This is a genomic window from Bradyrhizobium sp. C-145 (assembly GCF_023375135.1).
GTDB lineage: Bacteria > Pseudomonadota > Alphaproteobacteria > Rhizobiales > Xanthobacteraceae > Bradyrhizobium > Bradyrhizobium zhanjiangense.
The window spans coordinates 8,798,984-8,817,818 of sequence record NZ_CP088150.1; the positions used below are offsets into that span (position 1 = coordinate 8,798,984).

Sequence of the window (18,835 nt, forward strand, 5' to 3'; positions counted from 1 at the left end):
ACCGCCGATCGACAACTTCACGCCTTACCAGACTGGGACGCGACAGTTCTTGCCGCCCGGGTGCGAAACTCTTCCCAGTGCTCAGGACCCCAATTGTGCAAATACTGAACCGTTCCGCCGCCGCCCTCGACCAGCGAAGCGCCTCCATCCATGGCGATGCATTCGCCATTGATGAAGCCGGCGTATTCCGACATCAAATAGGAACAGAAATCCGCGAGCTCGGTATGCTGTCCCACCCGTCCCACGGGGACGCGCGCAACTTGCGCTTCATATTCGGCCGGGTCGGGATAGAGCCTTGCGGATGCACCGGGGGTCGGAAAGATTCCGGGGGCAACCATGACGGTGCGGATGCCCTTGGGGCCCCATTCATTCGCCAGACTTTTCATCATCGAAAGCACGCCGGCCTTTGCGGTTGCCGACGGAACCATGAACGCCCTGCCCTGCCAGGCGGCGCTCGTCAGGATGGAGAGGATGGTACCCTTGTGGTTGCCCTCGATCCACCGCTTGCCGGCAGCCATGGCGCAGTAGGCGCTGCCATGCAGAACGACATTGATGACCGCATCGAATGCGCGTGCAGACAGCGTCTCGGTGCGCGCGATGAAATTGCCCGCCGCATTGTTGACGAGCCCGTCAAGGGGCCGGTCGCGCCAGATCTCCTCGAACATGGCCTCGACCTTGTCGGGTTGACGGACGTCGCAGACCACATAAGAGGCCTTGCCCCCGCTGCTCGTCCATTCTGCAACCGTGCCTCTGAGCACCTCCTCGCGCCTGCCGCAGATCACGATCTCCGCGCCCAGGTCGAGAAAGCGGGTCCCCAGGCTCTTGCCGATGCCCGTTCCCCCTCCCGTGATGAGGATCTTCTTCCCTTTGAGTACATGGCCCGAGAACATCTTCGGATGTCTCCCTGTTGGGTTACGCACGCCGACGTAACGATCTATGGAAACCGATCTGTTTCCAATGCACCCTCGATTACGCGATGTCAAGAGGAAAAGCGCTGGCCCTTCGGGCACGACGGCATTGAACACGAGATGAAGGGATTTTCCCGGCACATTTTGTGGAAACGCCGAGAATCGCGAAAAGCGCTTGATCGTTAGGCGGTTATGGATCAGATTGGCGCTTGTCGCGCCGCAGCAACCGAAGAAACAGGCCCGTATCCTATGGCAGTGAAGCAGGATGAGGATATCACCCGCGCCAAGATCCTGGAGACCATCGACCGCCTGTTCTATCGGCAGGGCATCCGTGCGGTAGGCGTCGACACGATCGTCGCCGAGCTCGGCATCAGCAAGAAGACCCTCTATCGTTATTTCCGCTCGAAGAGCGAGATGATCGAGGCCTATCTGCGTGGCCGCTTTCGGCCCTTGCCGGTCGACTCTGACAAGCCGCCGGCCGAGCAGATCCTTTCCAATTTCGCGTGGCTGGAGCGGTCGCTTTCCTCGAAGAAGGAATACCGGGGCTGCGCCTATCTGAACGCCCTGGCCGAACTCGGCGACGACGAGCGCGAATCAAGGGACCTTGCCGCGTCATTCAAGGAGAGCCGCAGGTTATGGTTTCGCGACCTGCTTTCGAAACTCGACGTAGACGACCCCGACACGCTGGCGACGCAGCTTTCGCTGCTCATCGACGGCGCCTATTCGGCCATGCTTACCAGAAAGGACCCGTCGTCGACGCGGGCCGCGATTGCGGCTGCTCGCGTCCTGTTGAAAAATGCCGGCGTGAACCTCAGTTACACCCAGCCGCTAGGTACCGCCGATCAGATAGCAAACCAGGACCTCCCCCCAAGGTCGAAACGTCAACGTACTGCGTGAGCCGCAACGCGTACGCGCGTCGCCGGGCGGCCCTTACGTTTTCGCAGCGATCGTTATGAAGCTGAGCCAACCGATCAAGACGGCGAGAGACAACCCCGCGACGAGGAAGTACAGGCTATCGCGAAACAGGCTCCGGCGAACGATCGAATCTATCCAACAGCGACAGCGGCTGAGCGACGATCGAACCGTGGAATGTAGCTCCCGCGCTTCGTGTCGATGAAGTTCCGCTTCCGTCATTTGTTCTGCCAATTGGGCTTGCGCTTTTCCGCGAAGGCTTTGGGGCCCTCGAGATAGTCCTGACTCTCCTTGTTCTCCTGGTGCCCCGGATAGATCTTGCGCATCGCGGTTTCCAGATTTGGCTCCTCCAGCCCCCTGAAGTAGGACTGCTTCGACGCGCGTATGGCCTTCGGCGAACATTCGAGGATGAGGTCAGCCCACCGCTTCGCCGCCGAAAGCGCCTGCCCCGCCGGTACGACCTCGTTCACAAAACCCAGTTCCTTTCCTTCGGCGGCCGACACCCGCCGTCCGGTGAGGATCATTCCAAGCGCCTGCTTTTGCGGGATGATGCGCGGCAGGCGATGAACGCCGCCGGCGCCGGCAATCAGTCCCACCCGCGGTTCGGGCAGCGCGAAGACCGCGTTCTCCGAGGCGACGATGATGTCGCAGGACAGCGCGATCTCGAAACCGCCTCCCATCGCGATGCCGTTGACGGCCGCAATGAGAGGCTTGTCCAGATTGAATCGATGTGTGATCCCCGCGAAGCCGGAACGTACAAAGCCGGTCCGCTTGCCTGCCGCCTGCGCCTTGAGATCGTTTCCGGCGGAGAATGCGCGGTCGCCCGCCCCGGTGATGATCGCAAGCCAAAGATCGTCAGATGCAGCGAATTCGTCCCAGACCGATTCGAGTTCCTCATGCGCGTCGCTGTGAAGCGCGTTCATGACGTCGGGACGGTTCAGGGTCACGATGCGGATGCGGCCTTCGTCGGTGACAGTGCAGTATTGGTAATTAGTCATCTTCCCATGCCTTCCGTGTCTGACGGAAATAATTCTGTTTCCCGATATCCCTGCATTCCCAATAGTCAATTGCGGCTACCTGGACGTGCGAGTTGTCCACGTCGTCCTTCATGAAACTCCGAAGGAGCCGGAATCGGCGCTCGTATAGGCCCCCAGGAAGGCGCGGTTTGCTACCGGACTGATCAGGACCTCATTGACGCAGACATGCGGAGGCATGTTGGCCACGAACGCGATCGTGCGACCGACGTCCTCCGGCTGGAGCATTTTCGACATCACTTCTTCCGATGGCGGTACGGGGCGGTTCTTCATGATGGGAGTCGCCACTTCTCCTGGCGACAGACAACACGCCCTGAGGCCGTTGCGGCATTCGTCCATATTGAAGGAATGCGTCAGAGCAAGGATCGCATGCTTGGTCGCCGTGTAGGCGGGCCCACTCATCTGGGACACGATACGGCCGGCCCATGATGCGATGTTGATGATGCTGCCGGTCTTCCGACTCCGCATCGCCGGCAAGACGGCGTGAATCGCGTAGAGAACACCGCTCAGATTCACATCCACGATCTGATCCCAGCCACCGATCTCGAGGTCGTTCCAGCTCCGCTTGGGCACGTTGAGACCGGCATTGTTGACCAGGAGATCGATCTGCCCGTGCTTTGCCAATATGGACCGCGCTGCGGCCCGGACGTCGTCCGCCCGGGTCACATCCAGCGGAAGGACATCGACCTCTACAGACGTCTTGTCGCCGATCCGCTTGGCGGCCGCTTCCAGCGCATCGAGACGCCGGCCAGAGATGGTGACTGACCACCGGTCGCCGGCCAAAGCCGCAGCGCCGGCCAGGCCAATACCGCTGCCTCCTCCGGTCACCCAGGCAATCCGCTTTTCTCTTGACGTCATCATCGGTACCTCCACGGAATTTCACGCACCGACGGCCTACCAGTTCCAACGCGCGGGTTCCCACCTGTAGGCATCGCCAGATCTGACGACCCGACCGGTCGAGGGGAAGGGCATGTGATATCCCATGACCAGTGTGCGATCGACGGTGACGCGTTCCAGGATCTGCTTGCGATTTTTAGTCGATGCGGCGCCGTCATAGTCAAAGACGGTCGTCCAGGCCGGATACAGCAAATGCATCGGATCATGAACCACGTCGGCGAGGTGAAGCAGCTGCTGACTGCCCGACTCGAACATCACTGCGGCCTGGGCCGGCGAGTGGCCATGGGCAGATACCAGGCGAACGCCGTGCACCACTTCGCCTTCGGCCTTCAATAATTTGAGCCTCTCCTTGATCGGCGGGAGATTGGTCTTCGCAGCCAGAATCGTGCCTTCCTTGAACGCAGGCGCCATCGGCTGCGAATTGGTGTCGCGTTCATATTGATCGCCGGTCCAATACGCCCACTCTTTCTCGTCCAGCACATACTGCGCGTTGGGAAAGACCAGGCCACCCGCCTTGTCGGTGATGCCGGCGAGATGGTCGATATGGCCATGCGTGATGATGACGAAATCGACGCTTTCAGGCAGAATACCCGCGCGCCTCATGTTGTCTTCGAGATGCCCGTAAGTCGGTGCCCGCCGCCAGCCAAATCCCGTGTCGACGACAATTCGCTCCTTGCCGGTGTCCACCACCAGTATGTTGCAGGTGCCCTGCCGCACCGGCGGTACGAAATTCGCCGCAAGCGCTGCATTGACTTCCGCCTCCGGGGCGTTGTTCGCGAACGCCGGCCAGAACGCGCCGTCTCCATAGCCGTCTGAAACAAGGGTCGCCTGAAAGTCACCGATCTTGAATCGGTAGCTGCCGCGCTCATGCGGCGGCGCCTTGAGTTCTCCGCTGGCAGCGCCCGCCGGCGACGCGCCCGCCAAAATCGGCGCCGCAGCCGATGCCGCAAGCAATGATGCGCCTTTCATCAGTGATCTCCGCGTGGTCGAGTTGCCACCATTCATGTCAAGTTCCTCCCTCGCGGCTTAGCCGCCGTTGTTGCCTTCGAGTGCAATTGCCTGGCTCGCCACAAGCCCCACAACATCAGGGCTCAGGCAGATAGATTTGCCGCGCGTAGTAGGGAATCGAAGTGACGCTGACCAATTGCTCGGACCCGTCCAGGATGGATCCGAACAGCGGCCCGCTGGCCTTCAGCGCCATCTGCGCGAGGCGATTCCGGCCGCTTGATGCGTTGATCACATCAACCGCTTGCTCAATACGATAGATCCTGAAGAAATCAGGCTTTGAAGACGAATAGGTCTTCGTGTTCGCCTTGACGCGCGCAAGCGGTCCTCGCTCAAATTGAATTTTGAGATCCAGCGCGTCACCCTCACTGCCCCTGAATTCCCAGGCCTCTTCAATGACCGACTTGCCAGCCCCATTTACGCCGACGCGCTGCGAAAACACCGCCGAAGCTGCGGAGTAATTGAAGTACGGGCCCGGCACCGCGGCCGCTGCGGACAGAAATCCCCCGAGCGCGATGCCTGCTTTTTCTTCCGTACTGCTCTTCGCTTGCGCTGTTAATGTGACGACCCGGAGGTTCTCCGACGCCTTTCCTTCGGCATCCTGGACCAGCAGGTTGTTGGCAAAGACAACCCGCAAATTCGGCCCGTCCGGCGCGGCATCCAATTCCCATCCGGCCGGCAGCAGTTTCCGGACCACCTCATTTGGCACGCGAAACGCCAGCACGGTGCGGGTATCGAGATTGGTCGAGATCAATTTCTCTGCGGCCTCGATCTGAGTCGAAGACAGCGTGCAGAAAGCGACCGCGCAGGCACGGCGGAGAAACGTCAAAACCATCACATTCCCCTTATTCACGCCAGACGGCGGAGCTCGAGAGGGACATTGCACCCGCCACATGGAAACTTATCTGTTTCCACTACGTCTTGACAGCGATGGAGTCAAGCGGCAGATAGAAACAAATCTGTTTCCACAGCAGCGACGTGCAGTCGCCACATCCGCGGGAGGAGTTAATGAGCAAATCTCACTTGCATGCGGCAGAACTGCCGGTTTCGCGACGGAAATTCCTGTTGCTCGGCGCCGCCGTTGCCTCTCCGATGATTGCAAGATCAATAGCGCCGGCCTGGTCCCACGACGGGTTCCCTGCCCGCCCGATCCGTCTCGTCATTCCATGGACAGCAGGTTCAACAGCCGACTTGCAGATGCGGTCTCTATCACAGCTCGCGCAAGCAAGCCTGGGCCAGCCTGTCATTATCGAGAACCGGCCGGGCGCGGGTGGCACCCTGCACGCGGTCCAGCTCGCGACGGGCAAACCGGACGGCTATACGCTAGGGCAAATGCATCTCGGCATGATACGCCGTCCCTTCATGCTGGCATCGCCGCAGTGGGATCCCGTCACGAGCTTCACTCATATCCTGCGATTGTGTGGTTGGCGTCTTGGTTTTGCGGTGAAAGCGGACAGCCCGTGGAAAACCATGGCGGAGTTCATCCAGACTGCCCGTGACAAACCGGGTCAACTGACCGTTGCCAACAGCGGGGCGGCTTCTTCGCCCCATATCGGAATGATCGAGCTTGCCGAGAAAGCAGGCATCCAGATCAACCACGTGCCTTTCAAGAGTACGGCCGAGGGCGTCAACGCGGTCGCCGGCGGTCATGTCGACGCCGTTGCCGGCGAATCTTCCATCATCCCGCTGGTCGAAGGGGGACAGCTTCGCGCGTTGAGCGCCTGGTCGCGCGATCGTTTTGTGAGACTGCCTGATGTGCCAACGCTTCGAGAGCTTGGTTACGATATGGAAGTCACGACGGGGTTTGGAATATCAGGCCCGAAAGGCATGCCGCAGCCGCTGGTTCGGCTGTTGCACGATGCGTTCAAGAAGGCGCTGTTTGACCCCGAAAACAAGATCGTCCGTGATCGCTTCGACATGAGCGAGGAATATCTCGATAGCGACGGTTACCAGGCGTTTATCGCAGAGCGTGCCGAGTACGAGCGTCAGATCGTACAGAAGTACGGATTGAAGGCGGAATAATCGCCGAAGCAAACCGACCTCGTCGATTCGGACGCTCGGTTCTCCTCACGCAACGGCGGCTGTTTCGAGTTCGCCTGATGTCGGGTAGTCGAGATATCCGGTGACGCCCCCATAGTAGAAGGTATCCCGGTCATAGGGATTGAGCGGCACACCTTCCCGCAAACGCCGCGGCAGGTCCGGGTTTGCGATGAAGTGTCGACCGAACGCGACCAGATCGACCTTTCCTTCGCTGACGATCGCCTCAGCGTCCTTGGCATTGAAGCCGCCGGCGGCGATCACGGGGCCGACGAAAATCGGCTTGAGGTTCGCGGCCGCGATTGGCGGATGGTCGTTGATAACAGCACTGCCTTTAACGCGAGGTTCGATGACGTGGAGGTAGGCGATCTTGCGGTCTCGCAGACCTGCGGCCACGTAGGAAAACAAGGCTTCCGGATCGCTGTCGTGCATTGCATTGAAACTGTTGCTGGGGCCGATCCTCACGCCGATCCGATCTGCTGACCAGACTTGCCTGACCTCATCAAGCACCTCGAACAAGAAGCGGGCGCGGTTTTCGACACTGCCGCCATATCTGTCGGTTCGCTTGTTCGAGCTGTCCTGAAGGAACTGGTCGATAAGATAGCCATTTGCTGCGTGCAACTCGATGCCGTCGAATCCCACAGCCCTGGCGCGCTGCGCCGCAGCCCGATACTGCTCGACAATTTCGGTGATCTCCCCGGTCTTCAGCGCCCGTGGAGGGGTCGCCGGTCCGGGCTTGCCCTCGAGCAGCGCAAACAGACCGGCGTCGATCGCCGAGGGCGAGACCGGCACGCCACCGTCAGCTTGCAGGCTCGTGTGCGAAACGCGGCCCACATGCCAAAGCTGCAACACGATCGTGGCGCCTTTCGCGTGCACCGCCTTGACGACTTCGCGCCAACCCGCGGCCTGCTCATCGGTTTCGATCCCCGGAGAACCGTAGCCTCCGTTGCCCTGGCGCGAAACGAAGGTCGCCTCTGCGATCAGGAGAGCGCCCGGGGTGGCGCGTTGCTCGTAATACTCGACCATTGCGGGGCCCGGTACGTTCCCCGGCATCTCGGATCGCATGCGCGTCAGGGGGGCCAGCACCACCCGGTGAGCGAGATTAAAAGCACCTACCCGCACGGGCGTGAACAACTGGTTGGACATGACATTCTTCCTTCTTACTCGACCCGTATCAGGCGGCAGCGCTGAAAAGGGCCAGTGCCTGCTGATTGAAGCCGTTGACCAGCGCGTGCTCGTTCGGGCCGGGGTTGCTGCGGAACGCCTTGGCATTTTCCACCAGAATTTCGTCGACATCGGTGGCGAGAATGGACATCGTCTCTGCGATGAACTGTTCGAGCGGCATCGCCTGCTCAGCCTCGCGGCTGTTCATCAGATCGGTGCGCACCCACGGCGGAGCGATTTCGAGCACGCGGATGCGTGCAGGCTTCAGAAGAAAGCGCTGCGACAGAACGTAGGAATGAAGCGCCGCCTTCGTCGCGGAATGGACCGCCGTGACCGCCATCGGGACGAAGCCGAGCACGGAGCTGGTATAGGCGATGAGGGCGTTGTCCTTGCCTTTCAGGTGTTCGACCAAGGCCGACGTCAAGCGGATCGGCCCCACCAGGTTGGTGTTCACCGTATCGACCAGCAGCCTGTCGTCGATCCGGCCAGCAGCCCGGTCGGGCAACATGATGCCGGCATTGTTGATCAGCACGTTGAGATCAGGTTGGTCGGCGATCAGCCGAGCGGCCACGGTGTCGATGCTGGCGGGATCGGCAACATCGAGTTCGATCGCCTCCATGCCGGGGTTGGCGGCGATGACCTCGTCGAGATGGGCCCGCCGGCGGCCGGAAATAATCACCTTGTTGCCGCGCTGGTGAAAAGCCTCGGCGAGCGCCCTGCCGATGCCGATGTAGCGCCGGTGATGAAAATGGTGTTGCCTGTGAGTTTCATGATGCGTCTCCTGTGCAAGTGGAGTGATGAGGGCAGATCAGCCGGGGAAGCGGTCGCCGAACATCGGCAAGCCGCTGACGGATTCGGCCTCGGTCGCCTCGTCCTGAAGCACATCCCAGTGCTCGGCGAGTTTGCCGTCTTCCATGCGGACAACGTCGGCGGCGATCCAGGCGGCGGGCCGGCCGTGACCGGAGAAGCGCCCATGCGCGATGACGTACTCACCTTCCGCAAGGATGAGATGATTTTCGTACTTCAGGCCGTCCGGCAGCACACGGATCAGGTTGAACAGACCGTCGCGACCGGGTGCGATGTGCGCGCTATGCTGGATGTAGCGATCGGACCAGAAGCGCTCGGCGGCGGCATAATCCCGCTTGTTGAAGAGTGTGTCGAAGGCTTCGAGTACGAGCGCCTTGTTCTCGGCAGAGGTCGTCTTTGACATGATAGTTCTCCTTATTCGGTGAATTGGGGATCAAGCATTTTCCCGCTGCAGAGCCGGATAGTCGGAATAACCCTTAGGCCCAGCGCCATAGACGGTCGTCCAGTCGATCTCGGCGAGCGGCGCGCCGGTCTTGAGGCGTTGAACCAGGTCGGGATTGGCAATGAAGGGGCGGCCGAACGCCACGAGATCGGCGAGACCATCCGCGATCAGGCGATTACCGCGCTCCGCATCCATGTCGGTGTTGGCGATCAGCGTGCCGCGGAAGATCGGCCGGAAGTGGCGGAACATGCCGTCTCCCATCAGCGGCTCCAGCGGCGTACCGGTGAAGTCGGTCGTGTTGCCCATGATTAGCAGGTGTGAGAGGCCATATCCGCCCAACTCGCGAATGGCATATTCGGCCATCGGCAAGGTCTCGTCGTTCGCCGCGAAGGGACCGGTTTCGTGCATCGGGCCGATCTTCACGCCGACCTTGGACGGGTCGACTTCATCGAGGATCGCCTCGACGACTTCGAACAGCAGGCGGGCGCGGCCCTCGATGTCACCGCCATATTCGTCGGTCCGCCGGTTGGTCGCCTTGTTGAGGAACTGCGCCAGCAGATAGAGGTAGTTCGCCTGGATCTGCACACCGTCGAACCCGGCGTCCATCGCGTTGCGCGCGGCGCGGGCATAGTCGGCTGTGGTCTGACGGATTTCATCGTTGGTCATCGGACGCGGTGCAACGGTGGGGACGCGGCCGGCGGCGGTGACGGATATCTGCTTAGGATCAACCTCCGAGGCCGAGAGCGGTCGCGCGCCGCCGCGCAGGTCCGGGTGCGAAATGGCGCCGGTGTGCCAGAGCTGCGCAACGATGCGCCCGCCCGCGGCGTGAACGGAATTGGTTACGCGGCGCCACCCCCGAACCTGCTCGGCGGTCCACAAGCCGGGGGTATGTGCCCACCCGAATCCTTCGGGACTGATTGCGACGCCTTCGGTCACGATCAGGCCCGCGGTGGCGCGCTGCGTGTAGTACTCGACCTGCAGGGTGGTTGGCACGTGGTCGTCCGACCCTGCCCGCATACGAGTGAGCGGCGCCATCACGATTCGGTTGGGCAGATCGAGAGGTCCCATCCGGTAGGGCGTAAACAGAGACGGGATCGACATGGGCGTTTCCCTCATCGCGTCAGTTGCGTGAGGTACACATCGCCCGTGGCGGTCTCGCCCGGTAGCCGCTGCCTTTCACTAACTTCTATGTATGAGACGCATTAATCGGAAGGGTCGCTTGGCGGCTTGGAATTACCGGTCCATCGCTTCGGCAGGTGGTTCCCGCTCAAAATTTGCGACCAGGTGATCGATGATTGCGCGGGCAGCGGCGCGGGTGGCGCGTCCCATCGGGAAATAGGCATGCACGGGAATGCCGGCCAACGCCCACTTTGTAAGCACGCGCAACAGAGCGCCATTTTCGAGTTCGCGACGGCATGCCCAGCCGCTCGTTGAAGTGATGCCGAAACCTGCCACCGCCGCCGCTATCGCGCCTTCGTTCTCGTCGGTCGAGAAATGCGGCTCCAGCTTGATCGTGGATTCCTGGCCGTCTCGTTTGAACCGCCAGGCCGACGGTACGGCGGCGGCCGTCCCTCCGATAATGCGGTGCCGGCTAAGGTCCTCGGGAGTATGGGGAGCGCCATGGTGCTCGAGATAGTCCGGAGAAGCCACGACGACGCGTGGGATTGTGGCGATCCGCTTTGCGGTCCCAGCCGCATCGGCAAGGCTGCCAAGCCGTATTGCGACATCCACCGCGTCCCGGACGACGTCATGACGCCTGTCCCCCAGCTGGAGCTGTATGTGCAAAGCGGGGTGCCGCTCGGCGAAAGAAGCGAGGCGCGGAATGACATCGCGGATGCCGAAGCTGGTCGGCATGCTCATCCGGACGAGCCCACGGAGTTCGCCGCCCTCGCGAACGCTGTGCTCCGCCTCGTCCAGCGCCGCCAGGATAGGCTCCACCCGGGCCAGGAATTCTCCCCCGGCCTCGGTTGGCACCACGGCACGCGTGGTGCGGGACAGAAGCCTGATTCCAAGCTCGGCCTCGAGTTCGGCGACGATCCGCGAGGCTTGAGACTGCGACAGGCCGCATTCGCGGGCGGCGGCCGAGAAGCTGCCGAGCCGAGCGACGCGGGTGTACAAGCGAAGGGCAAAGTTATCCTTGATCAAATGCCAAGGCTCCAGTCAGGAACGCTCCGGCCATCATAGGATACCTGATTGATGCATTCCATACATGGCGTTCATCGGCCAATGGTCCGACGAAGGTTGTGATCAGTCACGGCTGGTCCTTGGGATCATAGGGTTTTCGCGCCGATGTTCGACGCTCTTGATGCGTCAGCTATACCTGCGCTTTCCTCGATATCCGCGGCTACGCCAACTCCCGCCAGGTTGCTGGTGAGTTCACAATCGGCGAAGTGGCAGCGGATGCGATTCGCGCTCGCTGACCAGCTTGGCTGGCACAAGTTTCATGTCGTCGGCCATTCCATGGGAGGCAAGGCGGCGCAAAAGGTGGCGATGGACGCCGGCGCGCGCGTGCAGTCGGTCGTGGCGATCACGCCGGTGCCAGCCTCAGCTTTACCATTCGACGATGCGGTATTCGGATTCTTTTCGGCGGCATGCGAACAGGACGGGGTGGCATTGGCGCTGATAGGGGATTCGCTCGGTAACCCCGTTTCCAGGACGTGGCCGGAATTGATGCTGCGAGGAGCGCGCGAAACGGCAAAGCCGGAAGCGTTCAAGAGCTACATGGGCTCGTTCATCAAGGACGACTTCGCGGCCGGTGCCTCCAAGGTCGAGGCGCCCATGCTGGTGCTGTATGGCGAATTTGACAACGGCGTCAGCGAGGGTTTGGCGCGCAGCGTGTATCCTGCGCTGTATCCGCATGCGGTAATCGAGAAGATCGGCAATTGCGGGCACTACCCGATGCAGGAGATGCCAATCTACCTTGCACCCCGGCTGGAGGAGTTTATCCAGCCAGCCAAGGGCGAGACTACTATCAATTAACTTTGCACGGCCGATTTGGACCCGAGGCGCCTCGAACGATTTGATGCGAATTGGCGAACTGCGATGGCGCAAACTGCGAAAACTCGGATGCCCGCGCGACCAATCGGTTATCGAGCAGGATGGCGCTCCCACACCGGTGCGGCATCGTACGATGTTTTATCGGCCATGCGCCCGAGGCGGGTCGCGCTACCAAGTGGACACCACTTCGCATTTGTCGCGGGTCGGCTTGTCACTGTGTCGCGAGGCGGCATCGACTGCTGGAAAGTGGCTGGAAGGCTTCATCACCGGGGATAATCTCCTTCACGTTGTAATAATCCCACCTTTCCGCGACATCGGCGGGTACCTTCACCTGCACCAGATACATGTCATGAACCATCCTGCCGTCGGCGCGGATCTTGCCGTTGCGTGCGAACATGTCGTTGATCGGCATCGATTTGAGCTGCTTTATCACGGCCGCCGCGTCGTCGGTTTTCGCCGCTTGTACTGCCTTCAAATAGTTCGTGACCGCTGAATAAGCGCCTGCCTGCACGAAATTCGGCATCTTGCCGAATTTGTCGAAAAAGCGCTTGCTCCACTGGCGGGAAAGATCGTCGAGATTCCAGTAAAATGGCTCGACCAGGAACATGCCTTGCGTCGCCGCGGCGCCGAGCGCGTGGACTTCGGTGATCGTGCCGACCAGGGGAACGATGGCCTGGCTGGGCGTGATGTTGAAATCCTTGGCCGCCTTGATGGAGTTGAGCAGGTCCGCGCCGGCATTGGCAAAGCCGATCACCTTGGCCTTCGAGCCCTGCGCCTGCAGCAGGAAGGACGACAGATCCGTCGTGCTGATCGGGTGATACACCGTGCCGACGACCTTGCCGCCCGAACGCGTGACCGCGTCAGACGCCTCCGTCACCAGCGACTTGCCGAGTGCATAGTCGACGGCGACGAAATACCAGGTGTCAAGCCCGAGCGATTTGACGATGCGCGCCTGGCCGTTGGCGTACGAATAGGTGTCCCAGGTGTAGCTGATCGTGTACGGCGAGCATTGCTCGTTGGTCAGCCGCGTCGAACCGGAGCCCGTGACGATCAACATGCGGCCCTTCGTTTCGGCGACGCTGGAGACCGCGAGCGCCACGCCGGAATTGATCACGTCGGTGATGAGGTCGACACCACCGGTGTCGTACCATTGCCGCGCAATGCCGGTCGCGATATCAGGCTTGTTCTGGTGATCGGCCGAGACCAATTCGATCTTGAAAGGCGGCTTTTCCTTCGCCACAAAATCGTCGATCGCCATCTGTGCGGCGGTCACCGCGCCGGTGCCGCCGAGATCGGAGAACACGCCGGCCATGTCGGTGAGCACGCCGATCCTCACGGTGCCATCCGAGATGCCGTCCGCATGGGCTGCGCACCCAGCGGCAAACGTCGCTGCGATCATCGCTGAACGCAAAATTGCTTTCCTCATGGCAGCCTCCATCGTTCGCGCGACTCCCGTCGCGCGTTGTTTGCGTTGTTGTCGATGCGAACTACTCTGCGGCCTGCGGCCTCGTATCGTTGCGGCGCAGGTTTCGTCGCGCCCAGGCGGCGACTTCCTCCATTGTGTTCCTGGTCTCCGGCAGGAACGGGAAAATCGTGTAGACGTGGACGGAGTCCTCGACGAGACGCAGCGTGACGTCGACGCCGGCCTTCTGCGCCCGCTCGGCAAGACGTGTCGTGTCACTCAGCAGCACCTCGCCCTGCGTCGCCGTCACGAACAGCGCCGGCAGTCCCGCAAGGTCCCCGAACAGCGGCGACACCATAGGATCAGTCGGCTCGTGGCCCTGGAAATAGGACGCACCCATGTAGGTCAGGAGGTCGCGGTTGGCGGCGGGGTCGTTGCCATTGAAGGCTTTGACGGTCGGTCCCGACAAAGTGAGGTCGGCAAAAGGCGCCACGGCAAGGATCGCCGCCGGCAGCGGGTCGCCTGCGTTGCGGAGCGCCAGGACCAACGCCAGCGCCAGGCCGCCGCCGGACGATTCCCCAGAAACGAGGATCGAACTGGCCGGAATGCCGCGCGCCAGCAGCGCGCGATAGGCCATCACGGCATCGTCTATGGCGGCCGGGTACGGATGCTCCGGCGCGAGACGGTAGTCGACGGTGTAGCAGACTCCTTCGACGGCCGCGGCCAGCCGGCTTGCATACTCCAACGAGCTTTTGGCAGAGCCGATCATGTAACCGCCACCATGGAAATGCAGCACGAAATTGCCGCGCGGCGCATCGGGCGCCGACACGCGCCATGCCCTGACGTCGCCGAGTTCGTCCTCGACGGCGGCAACGCCATTCGGCAGCGGAAAGTTCGTGGTCAGGAAGCGGTCATAGGCCGCGCGCAAGCCGTCATGGCCGCGCGCGACGTCCTCGGGCCGGAACGCGTACTTCCAGAGATCGAAGGCGCGCTGGCCCTCTGCTCGCTGCAGGCGCTTGCCTTCTCGCAGGCCCGTGACATTGAGCACCTCGCCGGGCGGACCTTCGACGGCCTTGACCACATCGTAAGCCCAGGCGAGGCCCCAGCTGGTCTCAGCCAGCGGATCGATTCGCGCCATGCCTTTCCAGCGGCCGTTACGGTTCCGCAGGCGCTGCTCTTCTAATTCGTGCATCAGTTTGACCGCGGCGCGCGCGCCGGCCTGGATGCGCGTGGTGCGCGGCAGTCGGCGCTGCTGGTATTCCAGCAAGGCGCCGGGGATATCGTCCTTCCGCCGCGCCAGCACCCGCGCGAACGTCCAGGCATCCTCGATGCCCTGGCCGGCGCCGGCCGCAAGGAAGGGCACCATCGGGTGCGCGGCGTCGCCGAGCAGCGTGACGCGGCCGCAGGTCCAGTTGTCGATGGGATCGCGATAGAACATCCCGGTGATGAAGACGCTCGGGCACTGCTCGAGCATTTTGCGAGCGCGAGGCTCGGCGTCTTCGAACGAGCGCAGCATCTCGGAAATGTCGCCGCTGTCGTCCCAGGATTCGCGCTGCACTTCTGGCGCCGGAACCGAGGCAAGGATGCTGTAGACCTTCTTCGGCCGCACCCAGTAGGTGATCAGCGTCCGGCCCGGACCGAACCAGTAATTGCCGCGCTCTTCCAGATTGAGCCCCTCCAGTCGCTCGGCCGGAATCAGCGAACGCCACATTAGGATGTTGGCAAAGTGCTTCTCCTCCTCGCCGCGCAGATGCTTGCGCACCACCGAGTGGATGCCATCGCAACCGACCAGTGCGTCGCCGCGAACTTTCTCGCCGGTCTGCAGTGTCACCTCGACGCCGTCCTTGTCCTGCGAAATGGCGACGCAGCGCGCGCCGAGTTTCTTCGCTTCCTGTGGCACGGCGTCGAACAGAAGCTGGACCAGATCGGCACGGTGGATGTTGTACATCGGCGCGCCATAGCGCGCCGCCGCCTCGTCCCCGAGCGGTGCCTGATAGAGCATCCGTCCGGTACGCAGATCCCTATAATCGTAGGACTGTGGCTTGACGCCGACGGCGCGCATCTGCCCCTCCAGCCCGAGCTCGCGCAACACGATCGCCGCATTGGCCGCGATCTGGATGCCGGCGCCGATCTCGTTCAGCCTTGGCGCTTGTTCGAGCACCAGCGCCTCGATGCCTTGATGGCGCAGCGCAATCGCAGTAGTTAGTCCAGCAATGCCACCGCCCGCGACGAGTATGCGCATAAGCCGCCTCCTACCCGCTTCCCAATTAAGCGATTTCGCTTAATTTAGTTCAGGATCGATTTGCATGTCAAGCAGGTCACGCCCGGCCACCCGTGCGACCTCGGAAGAGACGAAGAACCAGATCAAGGCGGCGGCACAGATGCTGTTCGCCCAACGAGGCGTGGACGGCGTCACCGTCCAGGAGATCGTCAACGCGGCCGGGCAGCGGAACAACGCCGCCCTGCACTATCATTTTGGCTCCAAGGAAGAATTGATCCGCCAGATGGTGGTCGATGGCGCTGCCGTACTAGACCGCCGCCGCCGCGAGATGCTGGACGAGTTGAAGGCGCGGGGTGGCCCGAAGAATATTCGTGACATCATGCTGGTGCTCATGATGCCGGTGATCGAGCTTGGCGAGGACGAGCGCTGGCGCGGCTATATTCGCTTCACCTCGAACCTGCAGGCTTCCGATCGCGAAACCTTGCGCGCTGCACTCAACCACCGCTGGAATTCGGGCTACGTCGAGTGCTTCGATTATCTGAAGCAAATGCTTCCTCTGCCCGGATCCATTGTCGAGCAGCGGCTTTCCATGTTCATGATTTACGCCAACGCGATCCTGTCTGCACATGAGGCTGTCCTTGAGAAGCGTCATGCCAGAAGCAGCCGGCTCTGGGGTCAGCCGTTCACAATCGAGAACATGCTCGACACCCTGGAAGCCGCGCTCACATGTCCGCCGTCAGAGCAGACGCAGGCCAAGCTGCCGGTAACAGCCCAAAAGCCTGCGCGCTCGAAAGCTGCAGATAAACCGGCAAAGTGAGCGCATTATTCGTAACCGGACCGGTTGATCAGCGGCGGCAATGCAAAAAGGCGAAAGCCATGCATGCCCCGAGGCCACGGCGATGAAATTTCAAGTCAGACGGCGTCGACATTGCGATCCGGTTCGGGACACGCGATTGGAAAGGACTTGCGGGCCATCAAGCTTCTCGATGAGGAGTTCTTTCCGGTAATCGGCCGTCCTGAAGCTCGATCGCGATATTGCGGGCACCTCGTTCACCGATACGAACGCGTTGATGAAAGCCGCCGTGATGGGACCGGGACGCTGGGGCGCCTGTCGTTCTCCCATTCGGCCGTTCGGGCGGGAAAGCCGGTTCGCCAGTCCGAACACAGTTTGCGCGCGTTGCCTACTGCCACTTTGCGGTTTACCCGATAGCTTCTGAGTCAAACCCGGCCCTGGCGGCGCGTTCCGCGACTGGCTGGTTGAGGAAGCCCGTCGTACCTAGGACGGTGTTCCAGCAAGTTGGCCTACTCTGGAAAGAAGCCACTTCAGGATCGGTGACTTGTTCGCCTTGTGATAGGCGAGCATCAGGTCGAGTGTGGGCACTTCTCCCTGCACCGGACGCGTGGTTATCGATTCCGGCAGATAGCTTTTTGTGTAGGCCGGCAACATCATGACCGCGCGCGTCGATGTGATCATCGATATGGCATGGACGACATTATGCACTTCGTGTTGCGGCTTGAGGTCGATGCCGGCCCGGTTGAAATAGTCCAGAACGACACGGCGCACCGCAGGGGCGGACTTTGACGGAAGACAGAAATTTTCGCTCGCGATCTCTTGCGGCGCTATCTCCGCTTGCGAAGCCAGCCGGTGGTCGCTCGGAAAAACAAAGACCAGCGGATCGGTGCGCACGCGCCTGTAGCTCAAATCTTCCATCTGCTCTTCGGGCCGGATGAAAGCCGCATCAAGCTTGCGCCTCATCAAGGCTTTGGCGAGCACCGGCGAGTAATCACTCGACAGGCGGATTTCGATGCCGGGAAACTCGTCGCGAAGCACGCGGTCCACCTCAGGAAGCAAACCGATTTCGGCTCCCGACATGAAGCCCAGCGAGAATGTCGGCCTCGCCGGCTGGGCTGCGCGTAGCGCCGCTTCCTTGGCTGCTTCTGCCTGAACCAGCGCCATTCGCGCATGGTCGAGAAAGGCCTTTCCGGCCGACGTCAATTCAACGCCGTGAGCGCTGCGATGGATCAGCTGAACGCCCACCTCCTGTTCGAGATCGCGGATTTGCCGGCTGAGCGACGGCTGGGAGGTGTGCAGCTTTTGCTCGGCGGCAACAGTCAAACTGCCGGCATCGGCGACCGCAACGAAGTAGCGGAGATGCCGGAGCTCCATTCAATCCCCCATATCTCGCAAGCATGGGGCCAGCTTACAAAGTCTTTTTCAGACTTGCCAGCGCCGCCTAAAGCAACACATGCGGGCTCTGCCTAGCAGGCAGGACGCGATTTGCGGCCTTGATCCGCCCGGCTCGTTGCCCGTTGAACCCCCACTGGAGCGTGCGCATGCGTATCGGCACCAAAGTATCCCTGTTGGTCATTCTGGCAATGACAGGAGTTGGCGGAGCCGTGGCGCAGTCGCCTGGCAATCAACCGAAAGCGGCCGGCATGGAAGCAGACGTTACGAAGATCAAGCAGGCGATGCTCGGTAACTGGGAGAGCATCGCTCCGGAGGTGCGGCCGAGCGCAGCCAAGAACGCCGACGGCTCGCTCAAGCCGTTCTACCTCAAGCGCACATTCAAATACCTGCCGTCCGACCGGTTTGAGCTCGAGATCGTCAATTCGGCCGACCCCTACGGCGCCATCCCACTCGCCCGGATCAAGATCGGCGGACACATGCTGTGGCAGGGCCCGCATCCGATCGCTCCGGGCGCGCAGAAGGTCGACTTTGTGGCCGACGAGAGCTACGAGGTCGCTCCCCTCGCGCAAGGATTTGCCGACGTACTCAACAAGGTCGCGTCGGACGGGTATAGTGCCTGGGCGGTCAATACCTCCCAGAGCGTGTTCGGAAAGAGCTTTGTTCCATTCGCTCTGAAGGCAGGAACAAACTTCGTGGAGTACGATCTTGTCTATCTCAGGGGCGATCTGTTGTTCTGGGGCGCGCGCAATATCGACGGCCGTGGCTTTGATACCGAACAGAACCGCCCCACCAACCTGCAGATCCCGCTGATCCGAAAATAA

The 18,835-nt window shown here is 61.5% G+C and carries 18 protein-coding genes; 5 read left to right on the plus strand and 13 right to left on the minus strand.

The annotated features are described in order from the left end of the window. Positions 1 to 17: 17 nt before the first annotated feature. Entirely contained in the window at positions 18 to 890 is an 873-nt protein-coding gene (locus LRP30_RS41435; protein ID WP_249758553.1) for an SDR family oxidoreductase, read from the minus strand. 267 nt (positions 891 to 1,157) lie between these two features. On the opposite strand from LRP30_RS41435, the gene LRP30_RS41440 reads away from it, so the two are divergent. Next, on the plus strand, positions 1,158 to 1,805 hold the full coding sequence (locus LRP30_RS41440) for a TetR/AcrR family transcriptional regulator (protein ID WP_249758554.1): 648 nt from the start codon (positions 1,158 to 1,160) through the stop codon (positions 1,803 to 1,805). 233 nt (positions 1,806 to 2,038) lie between these two features. Here the strand turns inward: LRP30_RS41440 and LRP30_RS41445 are convergent, their stop codons facing one another. The 4 genes from LRP30_RS41445 to LRP30_RS41460 form a co-directional block, all read right to left on the minus strand. Then, positions 2,039 to 2,818, minus strand: a complete 780-nt coding sequence (locus tag LRP30_RS41445; RefSeq protein ID WP_249758555.1) for an enoyl-CoA hydratase-related protein — start codon at positions 2,816 to 2,818, stop codon at positions 2,039 to 2,041. A 108-nt stretch (positions 2,819 to 2,926) separates the two neighbouring features. Continuing rightward, positions 2,927 to 3,712, minus strand: coding sequence for an SDR family oxidoreductase (locus tag LRP30_RS41450; RefSeq protein WP_249761948.1), 786 nt, complete (start codon positions 3,710 to 3,712; stop codon positions 2,927 to 2,929). Positions 3,713 to 3,748: 36 nt separating this feature from the next. Then, positions 3,749 to 4,720 (minus strand): MBL fold metallo-hydrolase, encoded by a 972-nt coding sequence (locus tag LRP30_RS41455; RefSeq protein WP_249758556.1) that lies wholly within the window; start codon positions 4,718 to 4,720, stop codon positions 3,749 to 3,751. A 115-nt stretch (positions 4,721 to 4,835) separates the two neighbouring features. After that, entirely contained in the window at positions 4,836 to 5,591 is a 756-nt protein-coding gene (locus LRP30_RS41460) for a hypothetical protein (RefSeq protein WP_249758557.1), read from the minus strand. A 173-nt stretch (positions 5,592 to 5,764) separates the two neighbouring features. Here LRP30_RS41460 and LRP30_RS41465 point away from each other — a divergent pair, with 173 nt between their 5' ends. After that, a complete protein-coding gene (locus tag LRP30_RS41465; protein ID WP_249758558.1) occupies positions 5,765 to 6,778 on the plus strand; it encodes a tripartite tricarboxylate transporter substrate binding protein in 1,014 nt (337 codons plus the stop codon). Positions 6,779 to 6,823: 45 nt separating this feature from the next. On the opposite strand, the gene LRP30_RS41470 is transcribed toward LRP30_RS41465, so the two are convergent. From LRP30_RS41470 to LRP30_RS41490, 5 genes are all read right to left on the minus strand, one after another. Beyond that, the gene (locus LRP30_RS41470; protein ID WP_249758559.1) at positions 6,824 to 7,939 is read right to left on the minus strand and encodes an alkene reductase; all 1,116 of its coding nucleotides are present in this window, start codon (positions 7,937 to 7,939) and stop codon (positions 6,824 to 6,826) included. Positions 7,940 to 7,967: 28 nt separating this feature from the next. Beyond that, positions 7,968 to 8,636 carry an SDR family NAD(P)-dependent oxidoreductase gene (locus LRP30_RS41475; RefSeq protein ID WP_249758560.1) on the minus strand — a complete coding sequence of 223 codons (669 nt, stop codon included), beginning with the start codon at positions 8,634 to 8,636 and terminating at the stop codon, positions 7,968 to 7,970. 129 nt (positions 8,637 to 8,765) lie between these two features. Next, positions 8,766 to 9,167, minus strand: coding sequence for a nuclear transport factor 2 family protein (locus LRP30_RS41480; RefSeq protein WP_249758561.1), 402 nt, complete (start codon positions 9,165 to 9,167; stop codon positions 8,766 to 8,768). 30 nt (positions 9,168 to 9,197) lie between these two features. Next, a complete protein-coding gene (locus tag LRP30_RS41485) occupies positions 9,198 to 10,241 on the minus strand; it encodes an alkene reductase (protein WP_249758562.1) in 1,044 nt (347 codons plus the stop codon). A 198-nt stretch (positions 10,242 to 10,439) separates the two neighbouring features. Next, positions 10,440 to 11,351, minus strand: a complete 912-nt coding sequence (locus LRP30_RS41490; RefSeq protein WP_249758563.1) for a LysR family transcriptional regulator — start codon at positions 11,349 to 11,351, stop codon at positions 10,440 to 10,442. A gap of 255 nt (positions 11,352 to 11,606) precedes the next feature. On the opposite strand from LRP30_RS41490, the gene LRP30_RS41495 reads away from it, so the two are divergent. Then, positions 11,607 to 12,185, plus strand: coding sequence for an alpha/beta hydrolase (locus tag LRP30_RS41495; RefSeq protein WP_249758564.1), 579 nt, complete (start codon positions 11,607 to 11,609; stop codon positions 12,183 to 12,185). Positions 12,186 to 12,414: 229 nt separating this feature from the next. Here LRP30_RS41495 and LRP30_RS41500 read toward each other — a convergent pair whose 3' ends face one another. Then, a complete protein-coding gene (locus tag LRP30_RS41500) occupies positions 12,415 to 13,629 on the minus strand; it encodes an ABC transporter substrate-binding protein (protein WP_249758565.1) in 1,215 nt (404 codons plus the stop codon). 61 nt (positions 13,630 to 13,690) lie between these two features. Next, a complete protein-coding gene (locus tag LRP30_RS41505) occupies positions 13,691 to 15,847 on the minus strand; it encodes an alpha/beta hydrolase fold domain-containing protein (RefSeq protein WP_249758566.1) in 2,157 nt (718 codons plus the stop codon). Between the two features lie 139 nt (positions 15,848 to 15,986). On the opposite strand from LRP30_RS41505, the gene LRP30_RS41510 reads away from it, so the two are divergent. After that, on the plus strand, positions 15,987 to 16,643 hold the full coding sequence (locus LRP30_RS41510; RefSeq protein WP_249758567.1) for a TetR/AcrR family transcriptional regulator: 657 nt from the start codon (positions 15,987 to 15,989) through the stop codon (positions 16,641 to 16,643). Positions 16,644 to 17,102: 459 nt separating this feature from the next. On the opposite strand, the gene LRP30_RS41515 is transcribed toward LRP30_RS41510, so the two are convergent. Beyond that, a complete protein-coding gene (locus LRP30_RS41515; protein WP_249758568.1) occupies positions 17,103 to 17,993 on the minus strand; it encodes a LysR family transcriptional regulator in 891 nt (296 codons plus the stop codon). A 167-nt stretch (positions 17,994 to 18,160) separates the two neighbouring features. On the opposite strand from LRP30_RS41515, the gene LRP30_RS41520 reads away from it, so the two are divergent. After that, complete coding sequence (locus LRP30_RS41520; RefSeq protein WP_249758569.1) at positions 18,161 to 18,835, plus strand: hypothetical protein; 675 nt, start codon at positions 18,161 to 18,163, stop codon at positions 18,833 to 18,835.

Bases quoted from the DNA above. Each gene is read 5' to 3' on its own strand.
- LRP30_RS41435 (WP_249758553.1), bottom strand. From the start codon at position 890: ATGTTCTCGGGCCATGTACTCAAAGGGAAGAAGATCCTCATCACGGGA.
- LRP30_RS41440 (WP_249758554.1), top strand. From the start codon at position 1,158: ATGGCAGTGAAGCAGGATGAGGATATCACCCGCGCCAAGATCCTGGAG.
- LRP30_RS41445 (WP_249758555.1), bottom strand. From the start codon at position 2,818: ATGACTAATTACCAATACTGCACTGTCACCGACGAAGGCCGCATCCGC.
- LRP30_RS41450 (WP_249761948.1), bottom strand. From the start codon at position 3,712: ATGACGTCAAGAGAAAAGCGGATTGCCTGGGTGACCGGAGGAGGCAGC.
- LRP30_RS41455 (WP_249758556.1), bottom strand. From the start codon at position 4,720: ATGAAAGGCGCATCATTGCTTGCGGCATCGGCTGCGGCGCCGATTTTG.
- LRP30_RS41460 (WP_249758557.1), bottom strand. From the start codon at position 5,591: ATGGTTTTGACGTTTCTCCGCCGTGCCTGCGCGGTCGCTTTCTGCACG.
- LRP30_RS41465 (WP_249758558.1), top strand. From the start codon at position 5,765: ATGAGCAAATCTCACTTGCATGCGGCAGAACTGCCGGTTTCGCGACGG.
- LRP30_RS41470 (WP_249758559.1), bottom strand. From the start codon at position 7,939: ATGTCCAACCAGTTGTTCACGCCCGTGCGGGTAGGTGCTTTTAATCTC.
- LRP30_RS41480 (WP_249758561.1), bottom strand. From the start codon at position 9,167: ATGTCAAAGACGACCTCTGCCGAGAACAAGGCGCTCGTACTCGAAGCC.
- LRP30_RS41485 (WP_249758562.1), bottom strand. From the start codon at position 10,241: ATGGCGCCGCTCACTCGTATGCGGGCAGGGTCGGACGACCACGTGCCA.
- LRP30_RS41495 (WP_249758564.1), top strand. From the start codon at position 11,607: ATGCGATTCGCGCTCGCTGACCAGCTTGGCTGGCACAAGTTTCATGTC.
- LRP30_RS41500 (WP_249758565.1), bottom strand. From the start codon at position 13,629: ATGAGGAAAGCAATTTTGCGTTCAGCGATGATCGCAGCGACGTTTGCC.
- LRP30_RS41505 (WP_249758566.1), bottom strand. From the start codon at position 15,847: ATGCGCATACTCGTCGCGGGCGGTGGCATTGCTGGACTAACTACTGCG.
- LRP30_RS41510 (WP_249758567.1), top strand. From the start codon at position 15,987: ATGCTGTTCGCCCAACGAGGCGTGGACGGCGTCACCGTCCAGGAGATC.
- LRP30_RS41515 (WP_249758568.1), bottom strand. From the start codon at position 17,993: ATGGAGCTCCGGCATCTCCGCTACTTCGTTGCGGTCGCCGATGCCGGC.
- LRP30_RS41520 (WP_249758569.1), top strand. From the start codon at position 18,161: ATGCGTATCGGCACCAAAGTATCCCTGTTGGTCATTCTGGCAATGACA.